This window comes from Streptomyces luteogriseus, from assembly GCF_014205055.1.
GTDB lineage: Bacteria > Actinomycetota > Actinomycetes > Streptomycetales > Streptomycetaceae > Streptomyces > Streptomyces luteogriseus.
Genome location: NZ_JACHMS010000001.1, coordinates 7,537,475 through 7,561,246, shown reverse-complemented (window position 1 = coordinate 7,561,246; position 23,772 = coordinate 7,537,475). Strand labels below are relative to the sequence as shown.

The 23,772-nt window shown below is 71.8% G+C and carries 24 protein-coding genes and 2 pseudogenes; 15 read left to right on the top strand and 11 right to left on the bottom strand.

Annotation, left to right across the window (positions count from 1 at the left end; all coding sequences use genetic code 11):
- Positions 1–105: 105 nt before the first annotated feature.
- The 4 genes from BJ965_RS33600 to BJ965_RS33585 form a co-directional block, all read right to left on the bottom strand.
- Positions 106–1,179, bottom strand: a complete 1,074-nt coding sequence (locus BJ965_RS33600; protein WP_184914103.1) for an acyl-CoA dehydrogenase family protein — start codon at positions 1,177–1,179, stop codon at positions 106–108.
- Positions 1,176–2,357: an acyl-CoA dehydrogenase family protein gene (locus BJ965_RS33595; protein WP_184914101.1), complete on the bottom strand. Its 1,182-nt coding sequence runs from the start codon at positions 2,355–2,357 to the stop codon at positions 1,176–1,178. Before BJ965_RS33595 ends, BJ965_RS33600 begins: the two co-directional genes overlap by 4 nt.
- Positions 2,354–3,319: an NADPH:quinone oxidoreductase family protein gene (locus BJ965_RS33590; RefSeq protein WP_184914099.1), complete on the bottom strand. Its 966-nt coding sequence runs from the start codon at positions 3,317–3,319 to the stop codon at positions 2,354–2,356. The genes BJ965_RS33595 and BJ965_RS33590 overlap by 4 nt, the downstream gene beginning before the upstream one ends.
- Before the next feature lie 117 nt (positions 3,320–3,436).
- Positions 3,437–4,009, bottom strand: coding sequence for a helix-turn-helix domain-containing protein (locus BJ965_RS33585; RefSeq protein WP_184914096.1), 573 nt, complete (start codon positions 4,007–4,009; stop codon positions 3,437–3,439).
- 76 nt (positions 4,010–4,085) lie between these two features.
- Between BJ965_RS33585 and BJ965_RS33580 the strand changes: the two genes are divergently transcribed.
- From BJ965_RS33580 to BJ965_RS33560, 5 genes are all read left to right on the top strand, one after another.
- Positions 4,086–5,111 carry an NAD(P)/FAD-dependent oxidoreductase gene (locus BJ965_RS33580; protein WP_184914094.1) on the top strand — a complete coding sequence of 342 codons (1,026 nt, stop codon included), beginning with the start codon at positions 4,086–4,088 and terminating at the stop codon, positions 5,109–5,111.
- A 29-nt stretch (positions 5,112–5,140) separates the two neighbouring features.
- The gene (locus BJ965_RS33575) at positions 5,141–6,679 is read left to right on the top strand and encodes an ATP-dependent DNA ligase (protein WP_184914092.1); all 1,539 of its coding nucleotides are present in this window, start codon (positions 5,141–5,143) and stop codon (positions 6,677–6,679) included.
- On the top strand, positions 6,676–7,134 hold the full coding sequence (locus BJ965_RS33570; protein ID WP_184914090.1) for an NUDIX domain-containing protein: 459 nt from the start codon (positions 6,676–6,678) through the stop codon (positions 7,132–7,134). The genes BJ965_RS33575 and BJ965_RS33570 overlap by 4 nt, the downstream gene beginning before the upstream one ends.
- A gap of 76 nt (positions 7,135–7,210) precedes the next feature.
- Positions 7,211–8,596, top strand: a complete 1,386-nt coding sequence (locus BJ965_RS33565) for an NADP-dependent succinic semialdehyde dehydrogenase (protein ID WP_184914087.1) — start codon at positions 7,211–7,213, stop codon at positions 8,594–8,596.
- A 25-nt stretch (positions 8,597–8,621) separates the two neighbouring features.
- The gene (locus tag BJ965_RS33560; RefSeq protein WP_030835344.1) at positions 8,622–8,858 is read left to right on the top strand and encodes a DUF6213 family protein; all 237 of its coding nucleotides are present in this window, start codon (positions 8,622–8,624) and stop codon (positions 8,856–8,858) included.
- Here BJ965_RS33560 and BJ965_RS33555 read toward each other — a convergent pair whose 3' ends face one another.
- The gene (locus BJ965_RS33555) at positions 8,859–9,524 is read right to left on the bottom strand and encodes a thiaminase II/PqqC family protein (protein WP_184914085.1); all 666 of its coding nucleotides are present in this window, start codon (positions 9,522–9,524) and stop codon (positions 8,859–8,861) included.
- Positions 9,525–9,694: 170 nt separating this feature from the next.
- On the opposite strand from BJ965_RS33555, the pseudogene BJ965_RS33550 reads away from it, so the two are divergent.
- The 3 genes and pseudogenes from BJ965_RS33550 to BJ965_RS33540 all read left to right on the top strand — a co-directional run.
- Positions 9,695–10,762: pseudogene (locus tag BJ965_RS33550) on the top strand (type III polyketide synthase); the annotation flags it as partial.
- A 76-nt stretch (positions 10,763–10,838) separates the two neighbouring features.
- Positions 10,839–11,013: pseudogene (locus tag BJ965_RS33545) on the top strand (cytochrome P450); the annotation flags it as partial.
- 7 nt (positions 11,014–11,020) lie between these two features.
- Complete coding sequence (locus tag BJ965_RS33540) at positions 11,021–11,542, top strand: cupin domain-containing protein (protein WP_184914080.1); 522 nt, start codon at positions 11,021–11,023, stop codon at positions 11,540–11,542.
- Here BJ965_RS33540 and BJ965_RS33535 read toward each other — a convergent pair.
- Positions 11,539–12,765: an acyl-CoA dehydrogenase family protein gene (locus BJ965_RS33535; protein ID WP_184914078.1), complete on the bottom strand. Its 1,227-nt coding sequence runs from the start codon at positions 12,763–12,765 to the stop codon at positions 11,539–11,541. The genes BJ965_RS33540 and BJ965_RS33535 overlap by 4 nt on opposite strands.
- Positions 12,766–12,937: 172 nt before the next feature.
- Between BJ965_RS33535 and BJ965_RS33530 the strand changes: the two genes are divergently transcribed.
- Positions 12,938–13,582 carry a TetR family transcriptional regulator gene (locus tag BJ965_RS33530; protein ID WP_030835357.1) on the top strand — a complete coding sequence of 215 codons (645 nt, stop codon included), beginning with the start codon at positions 12,938–12,940 and terminating at the stop codon, positions 13,580–13,582.
- Between the two features lie 69 nt (positions 13,583–13,651).
- Here the strand turns inward: BJ965_RS33530 and def are convergent, their stop codons facing one another.
- Positions 13,652–14,191: a peptide deformylase gene (gene def, locus BJ965_RS33525; RefSeq protein WP_184914075.1), complete on the bottom strand. Its 540-nt coding sequence runs from the start codon at positions 14,189–14,191 to the stop codon at positions 13,652–13,654.
- 158 nt (positions 14,192–14,349) lie between these two features.
- On the opposite strand from def, the gene BJ965_RS33520 reads away from it, so the two are divergent.
- From BJ965_RS33520 to BJ965_RS33500, 5 genes are all read left to right on the top strand, one after another.
- On the top strand, positions 14,350–15,588 hold the full coding sequence (locus BJ965_RS33520; protein WP_184914073.1) for a MurT ligase domain-containing protein: 1,239 nt from the start codon (positions 14,350–14,352) through the stop codon (positions 15,586–15,588).
- Positions 15,589–15,611: 23 nt separating this feature from the next.
- Positions 15,612–16,340 (top strand): type 1 glutamine amidotransferase, encoded by a 729-nt coding sequence (locus BJ965_RS33515; protein WP_184914071.1) that lies wholly within the window; start codon positions 15,612–15,614, stop codon positions 16,338–16,340.
- Between the two features lie 203 nt (positions 16,341–16,543).
- Positions 16,544–17,569, top strand: coding sequence for a 6-phosphofructokinase (locus BJ965_RS33510; protein WP_184914069.1), 1,026 nt, complete (start codon positions 16,544–16,546; stop codon positions 17,567–17,569).
- Between the two features lie 184 nt (positions 17,570–17,753).
- Complete coding sequence (locus BJ965_RS33505) at positions 17,754–18,704, top strand: cytochrome c oxidase assembly protein (RefSeq protein WP_184914067.1); 951 nt, start codon at positions 17,754–17,756, stop codon at positions 18,702–18,704.
- A gap of 80 nt (positions 18,705–18,784) precedes the next feature.
- Positions 18,785–18,964: a hypothetical protein gene (locus tag BJ965_RS33500; RefSeq protein WP_184914065.1), complete on the top strand. Its 180-nt coding sequence runs from the start codon at positions 18,785–18,787 to the stop codon at positions 18,962–18,964.
- Positions 18,965–18,996: 32 nt separating this feature from the next.
- Here BJ965_RS33500 and BJ965_RS33495 read toward each other — a convergent pair whose 3' ends face one another.
- The 4 genes from BJ965_RS33495 to BJ965_RS33480 are packed head-to-tail and all read right to left on the bottom strand — an operon-like array spanning position 18,997 to position 23,047.
- Positions 18,997–20,211, bottom strand: a complete 1,215-nt coding sequence (locus BJ965_RS33495) for a sensor histidine kinase (RefSeq protein ID WP_184914062.1) — start codon at positions 20,209–20,211, stop codon at positions 18,997–18,999.
- The gene (locus BJ965_RS33490) at positions 20,208–21,923 is read right to left on the bottom strand and encodes a sodium/solute symporter (protein WP_184914060.1); all 1,716 of its coding nucleotides are present in this window, start codon (positions 21,921–21,923) and stop codon (positions 20,208–20,210) included. Before BJ965_RS33490 ends, BJ965_RS33495 begins: the two co-directional genes overlap by 4 nt.
- A gap of 10 nt (positions 21,924–21,933) precedes the next feature.
- On the bottom strand, positions 21,934–22,296 hold the full coding sequence (locus BJ965_RS33485) for a hypothetical protein (RefSeq protein ID WP_097222873.1): 363 nt from the start codon (positions 22,294–22,296) through the stop codon (positions 21,934–21,936).
- A 1-nt stretch (position 22,297) separates the two neighbouring features.
- On the bottom strand, positions 22,298–23,047 hold the full coding sequence (locus BJ965_RS33480; RefSeq protein WP_184914058.1) for a LytR/AlgR family response regulator transcription factor: 750 nt from the start codon (positions 23,045–23,047) through the stop codon (positions 22,298–22,300).
- Positions 23,048–23,168: 121 nt separating this feature from the next.
- Here BJ965_RS33480 and BJ965_RS33475 point away from each other — a divergent pair, with 121 nt between their 5' ends.
- A complete protein-coding gene (locus BJ965_RS33475) occupies positions 23,169–23,684 on the top strand; it encodes an Lrp/AsnC family transcriptional regulator (protein ID WP_030835389.1) in 516 nt (171 codons plus the stop codon).
- Positions 23,685–23,772 lie beyond the last annotated feature (88 nt).

Genomic DNA, 23,772 nt, shown 5'->3' with positions numbered 1-23,772 from the left:
CCACGCGTTCACCTCTCGGGAGGGGGCCACGACAAGGCCCGCCCCTGGTGGGACGGGCCTTTCGGTCTTTTCCCGGGTGGCTTCCCGGAGTTGAGGAGGTGGACCTCAGGGGGCCCGGAGGTCCACCAGTGCGGCCAGTGCCTCCCGGTGGGCGCCCGGCGTGCCGTAGGCGATCGAGTCGGCCTTGGCACGCTTGAGGTACAGATGCGCGGGGTGCTCCCATGTCATGCCGATGCCGCCGTGCAGTTGAACGGCTTCCTCGGCGGCGTGCACGGCGACGGGCGCCGCGTAGGCCTGGGCGACGGTGACGGCGACGTCCACGTCCTCGCCGTTCGACAGCGCGTCGGCGGCGTTGCGGGCGGCCGCGCGGGTGTTGACGACCTCCAGCCACAGCTGGGCCAGCCGGTGCTTGATCGACTGGAAACCGCCGACGGGCCGGTTGAACTGCTTGCGTTCCTTCAGGTAGCGGACGGTCTCCGTCAGCGTCCACTCGGCCAGCCCGAACTGCTCGGAGGCGAGCAGCCCGGCACCGGCGCGCAGGGCTCGGCGTACGGCGGGTTCCGCGTCACCCAGCAGGCGGCCCCGCGCTCCGTCGAGGGTGACGGCCGCGAGCGGCCGCGTCAGGTCCAGGGAGGTCCGGGGGGTGACGGTCGCGGCGGTGGCGTCGACGGCGTACAGACCGCCGTCGTCGGCGGGCACGAGCAGGACGTCCGCGACGGCCGCGTCCGCGATGCCGGTGAGTTCGCCGTGCAGCAGCCCGTCCTCGTGCCGGACGACCCGGTAGGCGGCGCCCGGTGCGACGTTCAGGGCGACCGCGAGAGCGCCGATGGTCGCCCCGGTCGCGAGGTCGCGGAGCAGGTCGTCGGCGCCACAGGCCAGCAGGGCCTCGGTGGCGACGACCGCGCTCGTCAGATACGGCACGGGCGCGACCGCGCGGCCCAGTTCCTCCAGCACGACCGCGGCTTCGCGGTGGCTGGCGCCCTGACCGTCGAGTTCCTCGGGCACCAGCAGGCCGGCCAGGCCCATGCCCTCGGTGAGGGACTTCCACAGGGCCAGGTGGTGCGGGGTGTCCGACTCGGTGCGGGCGATGACGCCGGGTGCGTCGCAGTGGTCGGTGAGCAGGTCGCGGACGGCGGCGCGCAGCGCCTCTTCCTCTTCCGAGTACAACAGGTCGCTCATCGGGCGAGGTCCTTCCAGGCGACGTCCTTGTCGGTGCGCGGCTCGGCGGGCAGGCCCAGGACGCGCTCGGCGACGATGTTCAGCAGGACCTCGCTGGTCCCGCCCTCGATGCTGTTGCCCTTGGAGCGCAGGTAGCGGTAGCCGGCGTCGCGGCCGGTGAAGTCGACCAGCTCGGGGCGCCGCATGGCCCAGTCGTCGTACAGCAGGCCCTCCTCGCCGAGGAGTTCCACCTCCAGGCCGCTGATCTCCTGGTTGAGGCGAGCGAAGGCCAGTTTCATGCCGGCGCCCTCGGGGCCGGGCTGGCCCGCGACGAGCTGCTGGCGCAGCCGCTCCGCGGTGAGGCGGGAGACCTCGGACTCCACCCAGAGCTTGAGCAGCCGCTGGTGCAGGTCGTGGGTGCGCAGCTCGGGCCGCTCGCGCCAGGTCTTCGAGATCGGGCCGATCATGCCGCCCTCGCGGGGCAGCCGCATGCCGCCGATGGCCACGCGCTCGTTGTTCAGCGTGGTCTGCGCGACCTTCCAGCCCTCGCCGACCGCGCCGAGGCGCCGTGCGTCCGGGATGCGGACGTCGGTGAGGAACACCTCGTTGAACTCGGCCTCGCCGGTGATCTGCCGCAGCGGCCGCACCTCGACGCCCGGGTCGGTCATGTCGCAGACGAAGTAGGTGATGCCCCGGTGCTTGGCCACCTCGGGGTCGGTGCGGGCGATGAGGATCGCCCAGCGGGCGACATGGGCGCTGGACGTCCACACCTTCTGTCCGTTGACGACCCAGTCCTCGCCCTCGCGTACGGCCCGGGTGCCCAGCGCGGCGAGGTCTGACCCGGCCCCCGGCTCGCTGAACAGCTGGCACCAGACCTCCTCGCCGGTCCACAGGGGCCTGAGGAAGCGCCGCTTCTGCTCCTCGGTCCCGTACTGGAGGATCGTCGGCGCGGCCATGCCGAGGCCGATGCCGATGCGCCGCGGGTCGTTGTCGGGTGCTCCGGCGGCCTCCAGCTCGGCGTCCACCACGGCCTGGAGAGAGCGGGGAGCGCCGAGCCCGCCGAGGCCCTCCGGGTAGTGCACCCAGGCGAGTCCGGCGTCGAAGCGGGCCCGCAGGAAGTCCAGGCGGTCGGTGGAGGCCGGCGGATGGGCCGCCAGCAACTCCCGGGTGCGGGTGCGCAGTTCCTCGGCGTCGGTCATGCCGTCTCCTCCATGACGACCGCGATGCGGCCGGTGGTCAGGCCGTCCGCCACCTTCTGCACGGCGTCGGCCGCACCGCCGAGCGGCACCCGCTCGCTCACCAGCGGCTTGATGGCGCCCCGGGCGGCCAGCTCGGTGAGCTGCTCGTGGCAGTGCTGGACGAGCTTGGGGTTCTTGGTGTTGTACAGGCCCCAGTGCAGGCCGAGGATCGAGTAGTTCTTCACCAGGGCGTGGTTCAGGCCCGGGCTGGGGATCGTGCCGCTGGCGAAGCCGACGACCACGATGCGCCCCTCGAAGGCGACGGTCTTGGCGGACTGGGTGTAGGCCTCGCCGCCGACCGGGTCGTAGATCACGTCGGCGCCCCGGCCGCCGGTGGCCTCCTTGACGGCGGCGACGACGTCCTCGGAACGCCGGTCGATCACGACGTCGCAGCCCAGCTCCCGGGCGACGGCCGCCTTCCCGGAGCCGCCGACGACACCGATGACGGTGGCGCCGGCGGCCTTCCCGAGCTGCACGGCCGCGCTGCCGACCCCTCCGGCGGCAGCGTGGACGAGCAGAGTCTCGCCGGCCTCCAGACCGGCCCGGCGGTGCAGACCGAACCAGCCGGTCTGGTAGCCGATGTGCAGGGCCGCGGCCTCGGCGTCGTCGAGGGCGTCCGGCGCCGGCAGCAGCGCGGCGGCGTCCGCGACGGCGTACTCGGCGAAGCCGCCGTGGGGCAGCGCCGGGTTGGCGATCACCCGGCGGCCGTCCTCGGTCTCAGCGCAGATCTCCACGCCCGGGGTGAACGGCAGCGGCGGCCTGACCTGGTATTGACCGCGGCACAGGAGGGCGTCCGGGAAGTTGATGTTGGCCGCCCGTACCTTCAGCAGGACCTGGCCGTCACCGGGCGTGGGCGGCTCCACGTCCTCGAGCCGCATCACCTCGCCCGGCTCGCCGTTCTCGTGCACTTGCCATGCCTGCATGCGGGGCCTCCACGGGGGACTGCTTCGTCTGACCGGGGTCTGTCCGCATACTAAGCGGTCGCTTGCCTATCAGGGAACAGTCTCCGGGGAAAGTCCCGCACGGAGGCCTCCTGCCTGTCACGCGCGCTTCGGCCGGGCCCGCACGTGCATCCGCTCGCCCTGCGGTCCGAACAGGCTGAGAAACTCCACAGGCCCCTCCCCCGTCGACCCGAACCAGTGCGGCACCCGGGTGTCGAACTCGGCCGCCTCCCCCGCCGTGAGCACCACGTCGTGCTCGCCCAGCACCAGGCGCAGCTTCCCGGACAGCACGTACAGCCACTCGTAGCCCTCGTGCGTGCGCGGATCCGGCTCCTGCCTGCGCTTCGGTTCGAGGACCTTGTAGGCCTGCAGGCCGCCGGGCTGGCGGGTGAGGGGCCAGTGGGTGCGGCCGCCCATGACGATCGGCTTCGACCGCACACGCGGATCACCGGCGGACGGGGTGCCGACCAGCTCGTCCAGCGCCACCTGGTGGGCGCGCGCGATGGGCAGCAGCAGTTCCAGACTGGGTTTACGCAGGCCGGACTCCAGCCGCGAGAGGGTGCTGACGGAGATGCCGGTGGTCTCGGAGAGCGCCGCCAGGGTCACCTCCCGGTCCTTCCGCATCTGCCGCAGCCGGGGACCCACGCCCGCGAGTACTTCGTCCGTCGTCATGCCCGTATTGCAGGTTCGGCAAAGACGTTTGTCAATCCCGCAGGGCAGGGCGACGCTCGGCAGCGGAGGTGGTCACATGACCGAGAAGTACGCAGTGGTCGTCATCGGCGGGGGTGCGGCGGGCCTGTCCGCGGCGCTGGTGCTGGGACGCGCCCGGCACCGCACGCTGGTGGTCGACGCGGGCGAGCCGCGCAACGCGCCCGCCGCGCACATGCAGGGCTACCTGACGCGGGACGGCATGCCGCCCGCCGAGTTCCTGGCGCTCGGCCGGGAGGAGATCGCCCGCTACGGCGTGGAGCTCGTGCGGGACCGGGTGGTGGCGGTGACGCGCGGCGAGGGCCTCACCGGGGTGCCGGGCGGGGACCCCACCGGGGTACAGGACGAGGAGCTCTCCGGAGTACAGGACGAGAGCCTCTCCGGGGTGCCGGGCGAGGGCTTCACCGTGATGCTGGCCGGCGGCCGGACCGTACGGGCCCGGCGGCTGGTCGTCGCAACGGGGCTGAAGGACGAGCTGCCCGCGGTCGCCGGGGTCGCCGAGCGGTTCGGCCGGGACGTGCTGCACTGCCCGTTCTGCCACGGCTGGGAGGTGCGCGACCAGCCGTTCGGGGTGCTGGCGTCGAGCCCGGCGAGTGTGCACCAGGCGTTGATGGTGTCCCAGTGGTCGAAGGACGTGCGGCTCTTCCTGCACACGGTCGCCGAGGCGGAGCTGTCCGACGAGGATCTGCGCCGGCTCGCCGCGGCCGGGGTGGAGGTGGTGCCCGGCGAGGTCGCGGGGCTGGTGGTCGAGGACGACCGCCTCACCGGCGTCCGGCTCGCGGACGGCACGACCCACGCCCGCTCGGTGCTGTTCCTCGCACCCCGGGCCGTTCCGCAGACCGGCCTGCTGGAAGGGCTCGGCGCCGAGCTGCACGAGACGCCGTTCGGCGCGTACCCGGTGGTCGACGCGACCGGTCTGACGACGGTGCCGGGCGTGTGGGCCGCGGGCAACGCGATCGGCTTCGCCGAGCAGGTCGTGCACGCGGCCAGCGGCGGATACCGGGCCGCGTCGGCGATCGTCGGGGATCTGCTGATGTCCGACCTCGACGCGGCCGCCCAGGTGTAGAGGCACCGCCTCCGGTGCACCATGGCTGCATGCTGCTGCACCGGCTGGCCCGAGTGTCCCAGGAGGTCGCCGCCACCTCGGCGCGGTCCCGCAAGACGGCCCTGCTCGCGGAGCTCTTCCGGGACGCCGAGGCCGAGGACGTGCCGATCGTCATCCCGTACCTGGCGGGACGGCTGCCGCAAGGGCGGATCGGCGTCGGCTGGAAGGTGCTGGGCCGCCCGGTCGACCCGGCGGCCCAGCCGGGCCTGACCGTACGGGACGTGGACGCCCGGCTGGCGGAGCTCGCCAAGGTGTCCGGCCCCGGCTCGCAGGCGGAACGGGCCCGGCTGGTCGGGGAGTTGATGGGCGCGGCCACCGTGGACGAGCAGCGGTTCCTGCTCGGGCTGCTCACCGGCGAGGTGCGGCAGGGCGCCCTGGACGCCGTGGCCGTGGAAGGGCTGGCCCAGGCGACCGGGGCGCCGCCCGCGGACGTACGGCGGGCCGTGATGCTCGCGGGCTCCCTCCAGACGGTCGCGCAGGCCCTGCTCGCGGACGGGCCCGCCGCCCTGGACCGCTTCCGTCTCACCGTCGGACGTCCGGTCTGGCCGATGCTCGCGCACAGCGCCTCCTCCGTGGCCGAGGCGGTGGACAAGCTGGGCGCCTGCGCGGTCGAGGAGAAGCTGGACGGCATCCGCGTCCAGGTGCACCGGGACGGCGACACCGTGCGGCTCTACACCCGCACCCTCGACGACATCACCGACCGGCTGCCCGAAGTAAGCGCCGCCGCACTGGAGTTGCGGGGCGAGCGGTTCATCCTGGACGGCGAGGTGATCTCCTTCGACGAGGCCGGGCGCCCGCGGTCGTTCCAGGAGACCGCCGGCCGCGTCGGCTCCCGCACGGACGTGGCGACGGCCGCCCGGGCCGTACCGGTCTCCCCGGTCTTCTTCGACGCGCTGTCCGTCGACGGCCACGACCTGCTCGACCTGCCCTTCGCCGAGCGGCACGCCGAGCTGGCCCGGCTGGTGCCCGAGCCGATGCGGGTGCGGCGCACCCTGGTGTCCGGGCCGGACGACACGCCCGCCGCGGAGGAGTTCCTCGCCGAGACGCTGAAACGCGGCCACGAGGGCGTCGTCGCCAAGGCGCTCGACGCCTCCTACAGCGCGGGCCGACGCGGGGCCTCCTGGCTGAAGGTCAAGCCCGTCCACACCCTCGACCTGGTCGTCCTGGCCGCCGAGTGGGGCCACGGCCGCCGCACCGGCAAGCTCTCCAACCTCCACCTGGGCGCCCGCACCGCCGACGGCGGCCTCGCCATGCTCGGCAAGACGTTCAAGGGCATGACCGACGCGATGCTCACCTGGCAGACCGAGCGCCTCCAGCAGCTCGCCGTCGAGGACGACGGCCACGTCGTGACCGTCCGCCCCGAACTCGTCGTCGAGATCGCCTACGACGGGCTGCAGCGCTCCACCCGCTACCCGGCCGGCGTCACCCTCCGCTTCGCCCGCGTCGTCCGCTACCGGGAGGACAAGCGCCCCGAGGACGCCGACACGGTCGAGACACTGCTCGCCGCGCACCCGGAGGTGGCGCCGTGAAGCGCAGTGCCGGTCTGCTGCTCTTCCACCCCGGCGACGACGGCCTCGACGTGCTGCTCGGCCATATGGGCGGGCCGTTCTTCGTCCGGCGCGACGCCGGGGCGTGGACCGTGATCAAGGGCGAGTACGAGCCGGACGAGCCCGCCTGGGAGGCCGCGCGCCGCGAGTTCCAGGAGGAAGTGGGACTGCCCCCGCCCGACGGCGAGGCCATCGACCTCGGCGAGGTCCGTCAGACCAACGGCAAGATCGTCACGGCGTGGGCGATCCGGGCGGACCTCGACCCGGCGACCATCACGCCCGGCACCTTCCGGATGGAGTGGCCGCCGAAGTCGGGGCGGCTCCAGGAGTTCCCCGAGCTGGACCGGGTGGCCTGGTTCGGCCTCGACCGGGCTCGCGCCGTGATCGTCAAGGCGCAGGCGGCGTTTCTCGACCGGCTGGCGGAGCACTCGCCCTGAGGAGACGCTCCCGCGTTGCGGTCCCCTCCGCCACGCGGGAAGGTCGAGACACAGCCCGCTCCGAGGGAGGTCAGCCATGCCCATCGCAACGGTGAACCCGGCGAACGGCGAGACGCTCAAGACGTACGAGGCCATGGACGAGCAGGAGATCGAGCGCCGGCTCCAGCTCGCGGAGGCCACGTTCCGCACGTACCGGACGACGACCTTCGACGAGCGCGCCCGGCTGCTGCACCGGGCCGCCGACCTCCTCGAAGAGGACCAGCAGGACATCGCCCGCGTGATGACCACCGAGATGGGCAAGCCGGTCCAGCAGGCCCGGGCCGAGGCGGCGAAGTGCGCCAAGGCGATGCGCTGGTACGCCGACCACGCCGAGGAACTCCTCGCCGACGAGGAACCCTCCGCCTCCGACGTGAAGGACTCCGGCGCCTCACACGTACGGGTCCGCTACCGGCCGCTCGGTCCGGTGCTCGCGGTGATGCCGTGGAACTTCCCGCTCTGGCAGGTGATCCGCTTCGCCGCGCCCGCGCTGATGGCGGGCAACGTGGGCCTGCTCAAGCACGCCTCGAACGTCCCGCAGACCGCCCTCTACCTGGAGGACCTCTTCCACCGGGCGGGCTTCACCGAGGGCACCTTCCAGACCCTGCTGATCGGTTCCGGGGCGGTCGACGAGATCCTGCGCGACGAGCGGGTCAAGGCCGCCACACTCACCGGCAGCGAGCCGGCGGGCCGCGCGGTCGCCTCCACCGCCGGAGAGATGATCAAGAAGACGGTGCTTGAGCTGGGCGGCAGCGACCCGTTCGTCGTGATGCCCTCGGCCGACATCGACCGGGCCGCCAAGGTCGCGGTGACCGCGCGGGTGCAGAACAACGGGCAGTCCTGCATCGCCGCGAAGCGGTTCATCGTGCACACGGACGTCTACGACGCCTTCGCCGAGCGGTTCACCGCGGGCATGAAGGCACTGAAGGTCGGCGACCCCATGGCCGACGACACCGAGGTCGGACCGCTCGCCAGCGAGCAGGGGCTGCGGGATCTGGAGGAACTGGTCGACGACGCGGTACGCAGTGGAGCGCAGGTGCTGTGCGGTGGCGAACGGCCGGACGGGCCCGGCTGGTACTACACGCCGTCGATCCTCGCCGGCGTCACCCGCGAGATGCGGATCCACCGGGAGGAGGCGTTCGGGCCGGTCGCCACGCTGTACCGGGCGGCCGACCTGGACGAGGCCGTGCTGATCGCGAACGACTCTCCGTTCGGGCTGAGTTCGAACGTCTGGACGCGGGACGAGGCGGAGGTCGACCGGTTCGTACGGGATCTGGAGGCCGGCGGGGTGTTCTTCAACGGCATGACCGCCTCCCATCCGGCGTTCCCGTTCGGCGGGGTGAAGCGGTCCGGGTACGGACGTGAGCTGTCCGGGCACGGAATCCGCGAGTTCTGCAACATCACCACTGTTTGGCATGGTGCGTGAGTGTTGCGGGGCTACGATCCCGTCTGTGAACCGCGAAGTGACTCTGCCTCTGATCGTCGACGACCGCGGGACCCTGCAGGTGTCTGCGGCGGATGTCAGCAAGCTCTTGCGGACCGTGGGGGGGCGATGGGTGCGGCTGGTGGAGGGCGGGGAGTCGGGGCTGGACGAGGACACGGTCGCCGAGCTGGCCATCGAGCTGGCGAAACTGGCCGATCGCATCGACGTGGCCTGTATCGCGCACAGCAGTGGGACGGCGACGTAGTCAGGGCACTCGGGTCAACGCGTCCCAGAACATCGCCTCGTAGTGCTGCAGGAGGCGGCCGTACGTGTGAGCCCGCTCCGCGTCGAGGCGTCCGGTGTCCAGCGCCTCCTGCACCGCCGCCACCGCCAGCCGGTCCAGCTCCGGCGCCGGCTGCGCGAAGAAGTCGAAGAAGGCGCAGGACTCGTCGGTGAAGCCGTACCGCTCGCGCAGCGCGGCCGCGATCGTCGCGCAATAGCCTCCCCACGCCGAGAAGTTGGCCGTCAGCGCCAGGACCACGTCCGCCGGTGAGGCGTTCAGGGCCAGCCAGGCCACGTAGGCGGGGTATGCCTGGCAGCCCGGCAGGGGTTCGTACGACGCCTCCCCCGGCTCGTCCACTCCGCACGCTCGGGTGAACGCCGTCAGTCGCTCACCCGCCAGCGCCTCGCCCTCGGCCAGCGCCGTGAAGAAGGCCGCGGCCTGCGGGCCGGTCGCTTCACCGCGCGCCGACAGGAACTCGAACGCCCTGCGGTCCGCGGGAATCACCCAGGTCTGTTCCAGGGCGAGCGCGGCGAGGGTGGTGAGGGGAGCCGTGCCGTCGGCGATCCGGGGGACCAGGGGGCTGGCGTGCGGATCGGGGGCGAGGGCCGCGGTGGTCGTCTCCAGCAGGTACCGGGCCGGGTGCGTCATCGCGTCCTCCGTCGTCGCCGTGTCTGGACGAGCCTGGCACGGCCATCCCTGATACGGAGTAGTCCGGCGCGAAGTCGGCGAACGGGCGGGTGATCGTGGGGGGACCACCCTTGTGGTGAACCACCTTCTGACCGGGGGCCGAAGGGCCGTCCGGGAGGCGAAAGCAGGCACGGTTCATGGCGACTTTGTGCAGACCCTCGGTGTCCGTTCCAGAGCACGTGATCACGATGGAGGAGACGCTGGAGCTGGCGCGCGAGCGCCACGCCGGCCACCCCCAACTGCCGCTGGCCCTCCGGCTGATACAGAACACCGGTGTGCGCACGCGGCACATCGTGCAGCCCATCGAGGAGACGCTGAAACACCCCGGCTTCGAGGACCGCAACAAGCTCTACGAGGCCGAGGCGAAGGCCCGGGTGCCCGCGGTCGTGCAGCGGGCGCTGGACGACGCGGAGCTGCTCACCACCGAGGTGGACCTGATCATCTACGTGTCGTGCACGGGCTTCATGATGCCCTCGCTCACCGCCTGGCTGATCAACGAGATGGGTTTCGACCCGACCACCCGTCAGCTGCCGGTGGCCCAGCTGGGTTGTGCGGCCGGCGGCGCGGCGATCAACCGCGCCCACGACTTCTGCACGGCGTATCCCGAGGCCAACGTGCTGATCGTGGCCTGCGAGTTCTGCTCGCTGTGCTACCAGCCGACCGACATCGGCGTCGGCTCGCTGCTGTCGAACGGTCTGTTCGGTGACGGCATCGCCGCCGCCGTGGTCCGCGGCCGGGGTGGCGAGGGCATCCGCCTGGAACGCAACGGCTCGTACCTGATCCCCAAGACCGACGACTGGATCATGTACGACGTGAAGGCGACCGGCTTCCACTTCCTGCTGGACAAGCGGGTCCCGTCGACCATGGAGCCGCTCGCGCCGGCGCTGAAGGATCTGGCCGGTGACCACGGCTGGGACGCCTCCGGGCTGGACTTCTACATCGTCCACGCGGGCGGGCCCCGCATCCTCGACGACCTCAGCACCTTCCTGAAGGTCGACCCGCACGCCTTCCGCTTCAGCCGGGCCACGCTCACCGAGTACGGCAACATCGCCAGCGCCGTCGTCCTGGACGCGCTGCGCCGGCTGTTCGACGAGGGCGGCCCCGGGGACGAGGCGCGCGGGCTGCTCGCCGGGTTCGGTCCCGGTATCACCGCCGAGATGGCGCTGGGCCGCTGGCACAGCCCGGGCGAGACGATGTGACATGAGCCAAGAGACGATCGCCGAAACCCTGCAACCGGTCCGGGACCGGCCCGCGGCCGACCTGCCCGGCGCGGACTTCGACCCGCACGACCGCCCCGGCGGCCTGCCGGCCCGGATGGAGCCGAAGTTGCTGGTGGACGCGCTCCTGGACGGGGTACCGGGCCCGCGGCTCGCCGTCCCGGCCGAGGCCGTGCCGTTCCCGGAAGGGCACGCTGATCCGCGGGCCCGAGGCCCTGCCCGTGACGTGGTGAGCCCGCGATGACGGCGACCGAGGGGCTGCTCGTCCCGCCCGGCCAGGGCCGGATCATGGAGACCCCCGCCCAGCGCGTCACCTTCAAGGTGACCGGCACCCACTCCCGCGCGGCGTCCACGTTCGAGGTGGTCGTGCCGCCGGGCTTCGACGTCGGCGCCCATGTGCACACGCGCAGCGAGGAGTTGTTCTACGTGCTCGAGGGCGAGCTGGACGTCCTCGCCTTCGAGCCGCGGATCCGCACCCCCGACCACTGGCAGAGATGGGAGTCCGCTTCGGGCAACCGGGTGGTACGGGCGACACCGGGAACGGTCATCGTCGTACCCCCGGGGTGCCCGCACGCCTTCGCCAACCCGACGGACACCCCGGCGAAGGTGTTCTTCCAGGCGAGCCCGCCGCCGGACCACGAGCGGTACTTCGAGGAACTGCTGGAGATCCTCGGCAGCGGGGGCGCGCCGGACCACGCGGCGATCCGGGAACTGCGGGCGCGCTACGACATCGAGCAGCTGACGCCGCTCAGACATCGTTAGCGGATCGGCACACCGGCGAGGGTGCGGGCGATGACCAGGCGCTGGATCTCGCTCGTGCCCTCGAAGATGGTGTAGATGGCCGCGTCGCGGTGCATCCGCTCGACGGGGTACTCCCGGGTGTAGCCGTTGCCGCCGAGGATCTGGATCGCCTGGCCCGTGACCTTCTTGGCCGTCTCGCTCGCGAACAGTTTGGACATCGAGCCCTCGGCCGCCGTGAACGGCCTGCCGTTGACCGCCATCCAGGAGGCGCGCCACACCAGCAGCCGGGCCGCGTCGATGGACGTCCGCATGTCCGCCAGCTGGAAGGCGACACCCTGGTTGTCGATGATCGGCCGTCCGAACTGCTCCCTGGTCTTCGCGTAGTCGAGGGCGACCTCGTAGGCGGCCCGGGCGGTGCCGACCGCCATGGCGCCGACCGCCGGACGCGAGGCCTCGAACGTGGCCATCGCCGCGTTCTTCACCCGCTCGCCGCCCTGCTTCGCCTTCTCCCGAGCGCGGGCCAGCCGCTCGTCCAGCTTCTCCTTGCCGCCGAGCAGGCAGGAGCCGGGAACGCGCACGTTGTCGAGGATGACCTCGGCGGTGTGCGAGGCGCGGATGCCGTGCTTCTTGAACTTCTGGCCCTGGGCCAGACCAGGCGTGCCCGGCGGGACGATGAAGGAGGCGTGCCCCTTGGAGCCGAGCTCGGTGTCGACGACCGCGACGACGACGTGGACGTTGGCGATCCCACCGTTGGTCGCCCAGGTCTTGGTGCCGTTGAGCACCCACTCGTCCTTGGCCTCGTCGTACACGGCCCGGGTGCGCATGGAGGCCACGTCGGAGCCGGCGTCGGGCTCGGAGGAACAGAACGCGGCGACCTTGACGTCGTTGGCGTCGCCGTACATCTGGGGGATCCAGGTGCCGATCTGCTCCTCGGTGCCGTTGGCGAGAACGCCGACGGCGGCGAGGCCGGTGCCGACGATGGACAGGGCGATACCCGCGTCGCCCCAGAACAGCTCCTCCATCGCCATGGGGATGCCGAGTCCGGTCGGGTCGAAGTACTGCTGGGCGTAGAAGTCCAGGGAGTAGATGCCGACCTTGGCGGCCTCCTGGATGACCGGCCAGGGAGTCTCCTCACGCTCGTCCCATTCGGCGGCCGCGGGGCGGATCACATCGGCCGCGAAGCCGTGCAGCCAGTCCCGGACCTCCTTCTGTTCGTCGTTGAGCTCCATGGTGAACTCGGCCATGTCGTCCCCTCCAGCGGCACACGTGCATGTTACTTGCGGTAACACCAGTCTGTTACCGGTGGGTAGTCGAAGTCAACTCCTACCGACCGGTCGGCACCCGTTCGGTGCCCTGGGCATGCTTCAGTGTTACTTTGCGCAGGCGTCATCGAAACAGCACGGGTGGGGAGAGATCATGGACACCACGCAGCGGACCGATCAGCAACGGTCCGCCGACCGCCGCCGGCGTGAGCTGCTGGAGGCCGCCGACCGAGTGGTGCTGCGCGACGGCCCGCAGGCCTCGATGAACGCGATCGCGGCGGAAGCCGGCATCACCAAGCCCATTCTCTACCGGCACTTCGGCGACAAGGGCGGACTTTACGCGGCCCTTGCCATGCGGCACACCGACGCACTGCTGGACTCGCTGCGGGCGGCGCTGGACGCCCCGGCGGACCGACGGGAGCGGGTCGAGGCGACGTTGGACACGTACCTCGCGGCGATCGAGGCGCGGCCCCAGGTGTACCGGTTCCTGATGCACCCCGCGGAGGGGGGCCAGCCGGGGGACGCGGGCTTCGATGTCGGCAAGCACAGCGCGCCGTTGCTGCGGCGGATGGGCGAGGAACTGGCGCAGGTCATCGAGGAGCGGCTGGATCTCGGGCCGGGCGGGCAGCAGCTGGCGCGGGTGTGGGGGCACGGGATCGTCGGCATGATGCATGCGGCCGGGGACTGGTGGCTGGGGGAACGGCCGTGTTCCCGTGCGGAGTTGGTGCGGAGTCTGGCTGATCTGTTGTGGGGGCGTCTTGCGGCGGCCGGGGACAGGGTCGGGGGTCCGGGGTTCTGATCGTTGTGTTCGGCTGACCGCCCGTGGGGGTTGTTCGCGCAGTTCCCCGCGCCCCTGAGGGACATACGCTCACCGGCGCCATGAAGCCCTGGCCACTTGGCGCATCAGCCTGCGGTGGCGCCAGCCGCTCAGGTGGTCCGCGTAGACGCGGCCCTCCACGTGGTCGCACTCGTGCTGCAGGCAGCGGGCGAAGAAGCCCGTGCCGTGAACGGTGACGGGATCGCCGGTCATCGTGAAGCCCTCGACGACCGCGTGGTCGTGGCGTTCCGTACCCGCTTCCAGGCCCGGCAGGGACAGGCAGCCCTCCGGGCCCCGGATCACCACGCCGTCCTGCTCGGTCAGGCGGGGATTGATCACATGGCCGACATGGCGGACGTCCTCGTCGTCCGGGCAGTCGTAGACGAAGACCCGCAGGGACTCGCCGACCTGGTTGGCGGCGAGGCCGACGCCCTGGGCTGCGTACATCGTCGCGAACAAGTCCTCGACGAGCCGGGCCAGTTCGGGGCCGAAGTCGGTGACCTCCGCGCAGGGGGTGTGCAGGACCGGATCGCCGTGCAGGGTGAGGGGTCTCACGCGGCCGTGGGCGCCGGGGATGGAGCTCTGTCGCATGGCGGCAAGAGTAAGGTCCTGTCGGTCCGCGTCTCCCACACGAGTTCGCCACAGTGCCGCGGTTCGGGAGTGCGAATGGATCTCGATAGGCTGAGGTCCACACCACGTGGCCGTCAGGCTTCAAGGCGCGGCGCGTACGCAAGGAGGATCGAGAACTGATGGCAGGCAACTCGGACCCGCTCTCGCCGCGGGCCAAGCTGGCCGTGACCGCGGGCAAGGCGGTCGCGGCGGCGTCACGCGCCGCAGGGCGCGGCAGCGGTTCGGTGATCGGCGGCCGGGTCGCGCTCAAACTCGACCCCGACCTCCTCGCCCGGCTCGCCCAGAACCTGGACGTGATCCTGGTCTCCGCGACGAACGGCAAGACCACCACCACCCGGCTCATCGCCGAGGCACTGCGCGCGGCGGGCCCCGTCGTCTCCAACGCGCTCGGCGCCAACATGCCGGCCGGCATCACCTCGGCCCTCGCCGGCAGCTCCGACGCCCGCTACGGCGTCATCGAGGTCGACGAGAAGTACCTCGCCGGCGTCGCCCGGGACACCGCCCCGAAGTGCATCGCCCTGCTCAACCTCTCGCGCGACCAGCTCGACCGGGCCGCCGAGACGCGCATGCTCGCCGAGAACTGGCGGGAGGGACTCGCGGGTTCCAAGGCCGTGGTCGTGGCCAACTGCGACGACCCGCTGGTGGTGTGGGCGGCGTCGTCCTCCCCCAATGTGATCTGGGTCGCAGCCGGGCAGATGTGGAAGGACGACGCCTGGTCCTGCCCGTCGTGCGGTGGCGTCATGCAGCGCCCGGGCGACGACTGGTTCTGCGGCGAGTGCGGCTTCCGCCGTCCGACGCCGAGCTGGGCGCTCTCCAACGACCACGTCCTCGACCCGCACGGCTCGGCCTGGCCGATCCACCTCCAGCTGCCCGGTCGCGCCAACAAGGCCAACGCCGCCTCCTCGGCCGCCGTCGCCGCCGTGTTCGGGGTGCCGCCGCAGGTCGCGCTGGAGCGCATGTACCAGGTGCAGGCGGTGGCCGGACGCTACGACGTCGTCCAGTTCCAGGGCCGTGACCTGCGACTCCTGCTGGCGAAGAACCCCGCCGGCTGGCTGGAGACGTTCTCCCTGATCGACCCGCCGCCCACGCCGGTCATCCTCTCCGTGAACGCGCGCGGCGCCGACGGCACCGACACCTCCTGGCTGTGGGACGTCGACTACACGCGTCTGACCGGTCACCCGATCTGCGTCGTCGGCGACCGGCGACTGGACCTGGCGGTGCGCCTGGAGGTCGCCGACCAGCACTTCCAGGTCTACGAGAACCTCGACCAGGCCGTGGCGGCGTGCCCGCCGGGGCGCATCGAGGTCATCGCCAACTACACGGCGTTCCAGGACCTGCGCCGCCGCGTCGGCAACTGAGCACGAGACGTCAGGGGACTTTTGTGAGCGACAACCAACTGCGGGTCGTCTGGATCTATCCCGACCTGCTCAGCACCTACGGCGACCAGGGCAACGTCCTCGTCGTGGAGCGCCGGGCGCGGCAGCGCCGCCTGGACGTGGCCCGGCTGGACGTGCGCAGCGACCAGCCGATCCCGACCTCCGGCGACATCTACCTGATCGGCGGCGGCGAGGACCGGCCGCAGCGGCTCGCCGCCGAGCGGCTGCGCCGGGACGGCGGACTGCAGCGGGCCGTGGAGAACGGCGCCATCGTGTTCTCCGTGTGCGCCGGCTACCAGATCCTCGGCCACGAGTTCATCAACGACCTCGGCCAGCGCGAGCCCGGCCTCGGCCTGCTGGACGTGGTGTCGGTGCGCGGCGAGGGCGCGCGGTGCGTCGGTGACGTGCTGGGCGACGTCGACGCCCGCCTCGGCCTGCCCCCGCTGACCGGGTTCGAGAACCACCAGGGCGTCACCCACCTCGGCCCCACCGCCCGCCCGCTCGCCCAGGTGCGTTTCGGCAACGGCAACGGCACGGGAGACGGCACGGAGGGCGCGTACAACGACACCGTCTTCGGCACGTACATGCACGGGCCGGTGCTCGCGCGCAACCCGCTGATCGCGGACCTGCTGCTGAAGCTGGCCCTCGACGTCAACGCGCTGCCGCCGACCGACGACCACTGGTACGAGGCCCTCCGTAACGAGCGCATCGCGGCTGCTCAGCAGCCTGCCTGAGCGCTTCCGGGCAGCGTGCCGGGAGCACGCGTCAACCTGCTGGTCAACAGCCCGTATGTCGGCTCATCCGCACAGGTGAGCGGGGTCGTCCAGCAGGCGGACGCGTGCTTCGGTCCGGCCCCTCGATGCCGCTAGGGTGGCGGGGATTCCAGCCGGACAACGTGGTCCGGTCCCCGGCCCACGTTGAGAAGGTATTTCGGGCTATGCGCATTGGTGTCCTCACGTCCGGCGGCGACTGCCCCGGCCTGAACGCCGTCATCCGGTCCGTCGTGCACCGCGCCGTCGTCGACCACGGCGACGAGGTCATCGGCTTCCGGGACGGCTGGAAAGGCCTCCTGGAGTGCGACTACCTCAAGCTCGACCTCGACGCGGTGGGTGGCATCCTCGCCCGCGGCGGCACGATCCTCGGTTCCTCCCGGGTCCAGCCCTCCCATCTGCGGGACGGCGTGGAGCGGGCCAAGGGCCATGTCGAGGAGCTCGGCCTCGACGCGATCATCCCCATCGGCGGCGAGGGCACGCTCAAGGCCGCCCGGCTGATGTCGGACAGCGGTCTGCCCGTCGTGGGCGTGCCGAAGACCATCGACAACGACATCGCCGTCACGGACGTCACGTTCGGCTTCGACACGGCCGTGGGGGTTGCGACCGAGGCCCTGGACCGGCTGAAGACCACCGCAGAGTCCCACCAGCGGGTCCTGGTCGTCGAGGTCATGGGCCGGCACACCGGCTGGATCGCCCTGCACTCCGGCATGGCGGCCGGCGCGCACGCCATCGTGGTGCCCGAGCGGCCCTTCGACATAGAGGAGCTGACCCGGCGGGTCGGCGAGCGGTTCGAGGCGGGCAAGCGCTTCGCGATCGTGGTGGCGGCGGAGGGGGCCAAACCCCGCGCCGGGAGCATGGAGTTCGACGAGGGCGGCAAGGACATCTACGGGCACGAGCGGTTCGCCGGCATCGCCCGGCAGCTGTCCGTGGAGCTGGAGGGACGGCTGGGGAAGGAAGCCCGGCCGGTGATCCTCGGACACGTGCAGCGGGGCGGTACGCCGACGGCCTACGACCGGGTGCTGGCCACGCGGTTCGGGTGGCATGCGGTGGAGGCCGTGCACCGGGGTGAGTTCGGGCAGATGACGGCGCTGCGCGGGACCGACATCGTGATGGTGCCGCTGGCCGAGGCCGTGAAGACGCTCAAGACCGTGCCGGACGAGCGGTATGCCGAGGCGGAGACCGTTCTCTGAGGTTGTGCTCGTTTGCCGGGTGCGGGTTGTGTGTGGCTGGTCGCGCCCACGCGGCAGAGCCGCATGGTGAACACAGCCCCGCGCCCCTGGAACCTTGCCCCCGGTCACTGGTGTGGCCGGGGGCGGTTCTACTCTTGTGGGCGGACAGATGGCTGCACACCCCCACGAAACAGGAGCCGGCGGAATGGATCACAGCGGGCACGGCATGACCATGGATCTGCCGCCGTTCACGCTGGGGCGAGGGCTTGAGTGGTCCACGGACCCGTTCTTTCTCGTCGCCTGCCTGGCCGGGCTCGCCCTGTACGGGTGGGGAGTCGTGCGGCTCGTCCGGCGCGGGGACAAGTGGCCCGTGGGGCGGACGGTGGCCTTCACCATCGGCGTGCTGAGCATCGTGCTCATGATGTGCACCCGACTGAACGACTACGGCATGGTCATGTTCAGCGTGCACATGGTGCAGCACATGGTCATCAGCATGGTGTCGCCCATCCTCATCCTGCTCGGGGCGCCGATCACACTGGCGCTGCGGGCGCTGCCGCCGGCCGGGCGGGGGCGCAAGGGGCCGCGTGAGCTGCTGCTGATGTTCCTGCACAGCCGTTACATGCGGATCATCACGCACCCGGCGTTCACGATCCCGCTGTTCATCGCGAGCCTGTACGGGCTGTACTTCACGCCCCTCTTCGACACCCTGATGGGCTCCAAGACGGGCCACATCGCGATGATGGTGCACTTCCTCGCCGTCGGCCTGGTGTTCTTCTGGCCGATCATGGGCGTCGACCCGGGCCCGCACCGCCCGGGCTACCTGATGCGGATGCTGGAGCTGTTCGCGGGCATGCCGTTCCACGCGTTCTTCGGGATCGCGTTGATGATGGCGTCCGAGCCGATGGTCGCGACGTTCAAGAACCCGCCCGGTTCGCTCGGCATCGAGGCACTGTCCGACCAGAACGCGGCGGGCGGCATCGCCTGGGCGTTCAGCGAGATCCCCTCCGTGCTGGTGCTGGTCGCCCTGCTGTTCCAGTGGTACGCCTCGGACCAGCGGCAGGCCAGGCGCACCGACCGGGCCGCGGACCGCGACGGGGACAAGGAACTGGAGGCGTACAACGCCTATCTGGCCTCGCTGAACACGCAGGGGCGCTGAAGACCTCTTCGGTACGGGCCGTGCGCGCCGGGCTTCCGCCGGGCACCATGGAGGGACCGAACCATGAGGAGGGTGTTGCGATGCCCGGTTCCACGAACGGTTCCAACTCTACGAAGACCATGGGAGCGCTCACGCTGGGCGGGCTGGTCGTGGTGACGGCCTACACAGTGGCGCTCGGCAGCAACGGCTGGCTGTGGTTCGGCTGGGTCGTACTGGGTCTGATCACGCTGGGACTGGTGGTCACCGCGCGCAGCACCTGACGGCTCACCGCCCGGTCGGCCCTTGGGGCGGCTCACTCCCTGGTCAGCCGCCCCGCCGAGTGCACGCCGGGCTGGTATTTCGGGAGCCGGACGGTGATCTTCATGCCGGCTCCCGGGGCGGTCTCGATGACGAGCCCGTGGTCGTCGCCGTACACCTGGCGGAGCCGGTCGTCGACGTTGGAGAGGCCGATGCCGCCCGAGGGGCTGACCTCGCGGGCGAGGATGCGGCGGAGCAGGCCGGGGTCCATGCCGGCGCCGTCGTCCTCGATGACGACGAGGGCCTCGGCGCCCGCGTCCTGGGCGGTGATCTGGATGCGGCACTTGCCGGAGGGCACGGCCTTGCCCTCCAGACCGTGCTTGACGGCGTTCTCCACGAGCGGCTGCAGGCACAGGAACGGCAGGGTCACCGGCAGCACCTCCGGCGCTATCTGGAGGGTCACGGACAGGCGGTCGCCGAAGCGTGCCCGCACCAGCGCCAGGTAGTGGTCGATGGCGTGCAGTTCCTCGGCGAGGGTGGTGAAGTCGCCGTGCCGCCGGAACGAGTAGCGGGTGAAGTCGGCGAACTCCAGCAGCAGCTCGCGGGCGCGCTCGGGGTCGGTGCGGACGAACGAGGCGATCACCGCGAGCGAGTTGAAGATGAAGTGCGGGGAGATCTGGGCGCGCAGGGCCTTGATCTCGGCCTCGATGAGGCGGGTGCGGGACTGGTCGAGATCGGCCAGTTCCAGCTGGACCGAGACCCAGCGGGCGACCTCGCCGGCGGCGCGGACGAGTACCGCCGACTCGCGGGGCGCGCAGGCGACCAGGGCGCCGTGCACCCGGTCGTCGACGGTGAGCGGGGCGACGACGGCCCAGCGCACCGAGCAGTCGAGGCTGTCGCAGGTGAGCCGGAAGGCCTCGCCGCGGCCGGTCTCCAGGGAGCCCGCGAGGCGTTCCATGATCTCGGTGCGGTGGTGGGCGCCGTCGCCGTCCCAGACCAGGACCTGCCCCCGGTCGGTGAGGCAGAGGGCGTCCGTGCCGAGGAGGGAGCGCAGTTTGCGGGCGGACTTGCGGGCGGTCTCCTCCGTCAGTCCGGAGCGCAGCGGGGGCGCGGCGAGGGACGCGGTGTGCAGGGTTTCGAAGGTGGCGTGCTCGACGGGGGTGCCGAGGCCGGCGAGGCTCTTGGCGCGTGCGGTACGGCGGCCGAGCCAGACTCCCAGGGCGAGCACCGGGAGCACGGCGACGCACAGGCCGGCCAGGAACCCGCTCATGCCGGCACCTCCGTGCGCAGCTCCTCGGGCAGGTGGAACCGGGCCAGGACCGCGGCGGTGCCGGGCGGTACCCGGCCGGGGGTGGCCAGGGAGACGAGGATCATGGTCAGGAAGCCCAGCGGCACCGACCAGAGCGCGGGCCAGGCGAGCAGGGCGTGCAGGGGGGCGCCCTCGCCCGGGTAGCCGGCCATGGTCGCGGCGACGGCGAGCAGGGCGGATCCGCCGCCGACCAGCATCCCGGCGGCGGCGCCGGGCGGGGTGAGCCGCCGCCACCAGATGCCGAGGACGAGCAGCGGGCAGAACGAGGACGCCGAGACGGCGAAGGCGAGCCCGACGGCGTCGGCGACCGGCAGCCCGCCGACCAGGACGCTCGCCCCGAGGGGCATGGCCATGGCGAGGACGGTCCCGAGCCGGAAGTGCCGTACGCCGCGGGCGGGCAGGACGTCCTGGGCGAGAACGCCCGCGACCGCCATGGTCAGGCCCGAGGCCGTGGAGAGGAACGCGGCGAAGGCGCCGCCTGCGACCAGTGCGCCCAGCAGGTCGCCGCCCACTCCCCCGATCATGCGGTCGGGCAGCAGGAGGACGGCTGCGTCCGGGTCTCCGGTGAGGGTGAGTTCGGGGGCGTACAGGCGGCCGAGCGCGCCGTAGAGGGGTGGCAGGAGGTAGAAGGCGCCGATCAGGCCGAGGACCGCGACGGTGGTGCGGCGGGCGGCGACGCCGTGCGGGCTGGTGTAGAAGCGGACCACGACGTGCGGCAGGCCCATGGTGCCGAGGAACGTGGCGAGGATCAGCCCGTACGTGGCGTACAGCGGGCGTTCCTCGCGGCTCTCGGCCTGCGACGGGGAGAGGTCACCGCCGCCGCTGCGCTCGGCCCGGGGCACGGGTGCGCCGGCGGGGAAGGTGAGGCGGGTGCCGCTTTCGATGCGGTGGGTGCCGGCGGGGAGGTCGAGGCGGGTGCCGGTGTGTGTGCGGCCGTCCACGGTGCCGGACGCGGTGACGCTCAGGGGCCGGTCGAGGGTGAGGTCGATGCTGTCGTCGACCCGGACGACGCGCTGCTCGCGGAAGGTGGCCGGTTCGTCGAAGGCGTGCCGGGGTGCTCCGTCGCTCTGCCAGGTGAGGACCAGGAACAGGGCGGGGACGAGCAGGGCGGTGAGCTTCAGCCAGTACTGGAAGGCCTGTACGAAGGTGATGCTGCGCATGCCGCCGGCCGCGACGGTGGCGGTGACGACGACGGCGACGATCACTCCGCCGAGCCAGTCGGGCGCGCCGGTCAGCACCGTCAGGGTCAGTCCGGCGCCCTGGAGCTGGGGCAGCAGATACAGCCAGCCGACACCGACGACGAAGGCACCGGCCAGCCGCCGCACGGCCTGGGAGGCGAGGCGGGCCTCGGCGAAGTCGGGGAGCGTGTAGGCGCCGGAGCGGCGCAGCGGGGCGGCGACGAAGAGCAGCAGGACCAGGTAGCCGGCGGTGTAGCCGACCGGGTACCAGAGCATGTCGGGGCCCTGGACCAGGACGAGGCCCGCTATGCCCAGGAACGAGGCGGCGGAGAGGTACTCCCCGCTGATGGCGGCGGCGTTGAGGCGGGGGCCGACGGTCCGGGAGGCGACGTAGAAGTCGGAGGTGGTGCGGGAGATGCGCAGACCGAAGGCGCCGACGAGGACCGTCGCGACGACGACGAGGGCGACGGCGGGGATGGCGTAGCTGGAGTTCATCGGTGGGGCTTCAGCGGTCTTCCACGAGGCGTATGAAGTCGCGTTCGTTGCGCTCGGCCCGGCGGACGTACCAGCGGGCGAGCAGGACGAGGGGGGCGTACAGGCCGAAGCCGAGGACGGCCCATTCCAGGCGGCGGGCGTCGGGCATCGCCGCGAACAGCAGCGGGAGCGGTCCGACGAGCAGGCCGAGGATGGCGAACACGGTGAGGGCGGCGCGCAGTTGGGTGCGCATCAGGGAGCGGACGTAGGTGTGGCCGAGGGTGGTCTGCTCGTCGATCTCGGTGCGCGGGCGGTAGTAGCCGGAGGAGGTCCGGCTGCTCTGCCGGGGCGGGCCGGTGACGACGACGCGGCGTTCGGTGTGGTCGGGGGGCACGTCACGGCCTCCTCATGAGCAGGTCGCGCAGTTCACGCGTGTGGCGCCGGCTGACCTGGAGCTCCTCGGAGCCGACGAGGACGCTGACGGTGCCCGCGTCGAGGCGGAGTTCGCCGATGTGGTGCAGGGCGACGAGGTGGCGGCGGTGGATGCGGACGAAGCCGCGGGTGCGCCAGCGCTCCTCCAGGGTGGACAGCGGGATGCGGACCAGGTGGCTGCCCTTGACGGTGTGCAGGCGGGCGTAGTCGCCCTGCGCCTCGACGTGGGTGATGTCGTCGACGGCGACGAAGCGGGTCACTCCGCCGAGTTCGACGGGTATGTGGTCCGGGTCGGGTTCGTGCACGGGGATGCGCGGGGCGGCGCCGCGCAGCTCGGCGGCCCGGCGGACGGCCTCGGCGAGCCGTTCCTTGCGGACCGGTTTGAGGACGTAGTCGACGGCCTTGAGGTCGAAGGCCTGCACGGCGAAGTCCTCGTGGGCGGTGACGAAGACGACGAGCGGCGGCCGGGCGAAGCCGGTGAGCAGCCGGGCGAGGTCGAGGCCGTCCAGGCCGGGCATCTGGATGTCGAGGAAGACCACGTCGATGGCCTCGGGCCCTTCCGGGCCGGACTCCAGGGCACGGTTCATGCGACGCAGCGCCTCGGTGGCGTCACCGGCGCCCTCCGCGCTGCCGATGCGGGGGTCGGCGTGCAGGAGGTAGAGCAGCTCCTCCAGGGAGGGGCGTTCGTCGTCGACAGCCAGGGCGCGCAGCATGAACCCGGAGTGTAGGGGTGATCCGTACGTCTGGACACGTGCCGGGGGCGGACGTTCGTGCTGGTACACGGTGCCCGCGCGGGCGGGCGCGGTCCGGGACGGCGGTGGATACAGTGCCCGCATGAACAGCAGGTCCACGCCGTTCGACGAACTCGACCGGAAGATCATCACGGCGTTGATGGCGAACGCCCGGACGTCGTTCGCGGAGATCGGCACGGCGATCGGGCTGTCGGCGACGGCGGTCAAGCGGCGGGTCGACCGGCTGCGCGAGACCGGTGTGATCACCGGGTTCTCGGCGACGGTGAAGCCGTCGGCGCTGGGCTGGCGCACGGAGGCCTACGTCGAGGTGTACTGCGAGGGCGCCGCCCCGCCGCGGCGGCTGGCCGAGGTCGTGCGCGACTACCCGGAGATCGCCGCGGCGATGACCGTGACCGGTGGGGCGGACGCGCTGCTGCACGTGCGGGCGCGGGACGTGGAGCACTTCGAGGAGGTGCTGGAGCGGATCCGGCAGGAGCCGTTCATCCGGAAGACGATCAGCGTCATGGTGCTGTCCCATCTGCTCCCCGAGAGCCCGGAGGCGGGAGCCAGCCAGCCGGCCCCGGCGGAGTCGCGAGGCGGCGCAGCAGACGTGCGCTGAGCCGCCGTAAGACGCAGCGTTCCTGCGTGAACGCGCAACCTTTGTTTCTTGTCGGGCACCGCCGTCAGTTCCTACCGTTGTGTCAACC

Coding starts and splice junctions, on each gene's coding strand:
- BJ965_RS33475 (WP_030835389.1), top strand. CDS start 23,169: ATGAACAGCAGGTCCACGCCGTTCGACGAACTCGACCGGAAGATCATC.
- BJ965_RS33490 (WP_184914060.1), bottom strand. CDS start 21,923: ATGAACTCCAGCTACGCCATCCCCGCCGTCGCCCTCGTCGTCGTCGCG.
- BJ965_RS33565 (WP_184914087.1), top strand. CDS start 7,211: ATGCCCATCGCAACGGTGAACCCGGCGAACGGCGAGACGCTCAAGACG.
- BJ965_RS33590 (WP_184914099.1), bottom strand. CDS start 3,319: ATGCAGGCATGGCAAGTGCACGAGAACGGCGAGCCGGGCGAGGTGATG.
- BJ965_RS33520 (WP_184914073.1), top strand. CDS start 14,350: ATGGCAGGCAACTCGGACCCGCTCTCGCCGCGGGCCAAGCTGGCCGTG.
- BJ965_RS33500 (WP_184914065.1), top strand. CDS start 18,785: ATGCCCGGTTCCACGAACGGTTCCAACTCTACGAAGACCATGGGAGCG.
- BJ965_RS33535 (WP_184914078.1), bottom strand. CDS start 12,765: ATGGCCGAGTTCACCATGGAGCTCAACGACGAACAGAAGGAGGTCCGG.
- BJ965_RS33540 (WP_184914080.1), top strand. CDS start 11,021: ATGACGGCGACCGAGGGGCTGCTCGTCCCGCCCGGCCAGGGCCGGATC.
- BJ965_RS33575 (WP_184914092.1), top strand. CDS start 5,141: ATGCTGCTGCACCGGCTGGCCCGAGTGTCCCAGGAGGTCGCCGCCACC.
- BJ965_RS33495 (WP_184914062.1), bottom strand. CDS start 20,211: ATGAGCGGGTTCCTGGCCGGCCTGTGCGTCGCCGTGCTCCCGGTGCTC.
- BJ965_RS33580 (WP_184914094.1), top strand. CDS start 4,086: ATGACCGAGAAGTACGCAGTGGTCGTCATCGGCGGGGGTGCGGCGGGC.
- BJ965_RS33505 (WP_184914067.1), top strand. CDS start 17,754: ATGGATCACAGCGGGCACGGCATGACCATGGATCTGCCGCCGTTCACG.
- BJ965_RS33555 (WP_184914085.1), bottom strand. CDS start 9,524: ATGACGCACCCGGCCCGGTACCTGCTGGAGACGACCACCGCGGCCCTC.
- BJ965_RS33510 (WP_184914069.1), top strand. CDS start 16,544: ATGCGCATTGGTGTCCTCACGTCCGGCGGCGACTGCCCCGGCCTGAAC.
- def (WP_184914075.1), bottom strand. CDS start 14,191: ATGCGACAGAGCTCCATCCCCGGCGCCCACGGCCGCGTGAGACCCCTC.
- BJ965_RS33585 (WP_184914096.1), bottom strand. CDS start 4,009: ATGACGACGGACGAAGTACTCGCGGGCGTGGGTCCCCGGCTGCGGCAG.
- BJ965_RS33595 (WP_184914101.1), bottom strand. CDS start 2,357: ATGACCGACGCCGAGGAACTGCGCACCCGCACCCGGGAGTTGCTGGCG.
- BJ965_RS33530 (WP_030835357.1), top strand. CDS start 12,938: ATGGACACCACGCAGCGGACCGATCAGCAACGGTCCGCCGACCGCCGC.
- BJ965_RS33480 (WP_184914058.1), bottom strand. CDS start 23,047: ATGCTGCGCGCCCTGGCTGTCGACGACGAACGCCCCTCCCTGGAGGAG.
- BJ965_RS33600 (WP_184914103.1), bottom strand. CDS start 1,179: ATGAGCGACCTGTTGTACTCGGAAGAGGAAGAGGCGCTGCGCGCCGCC.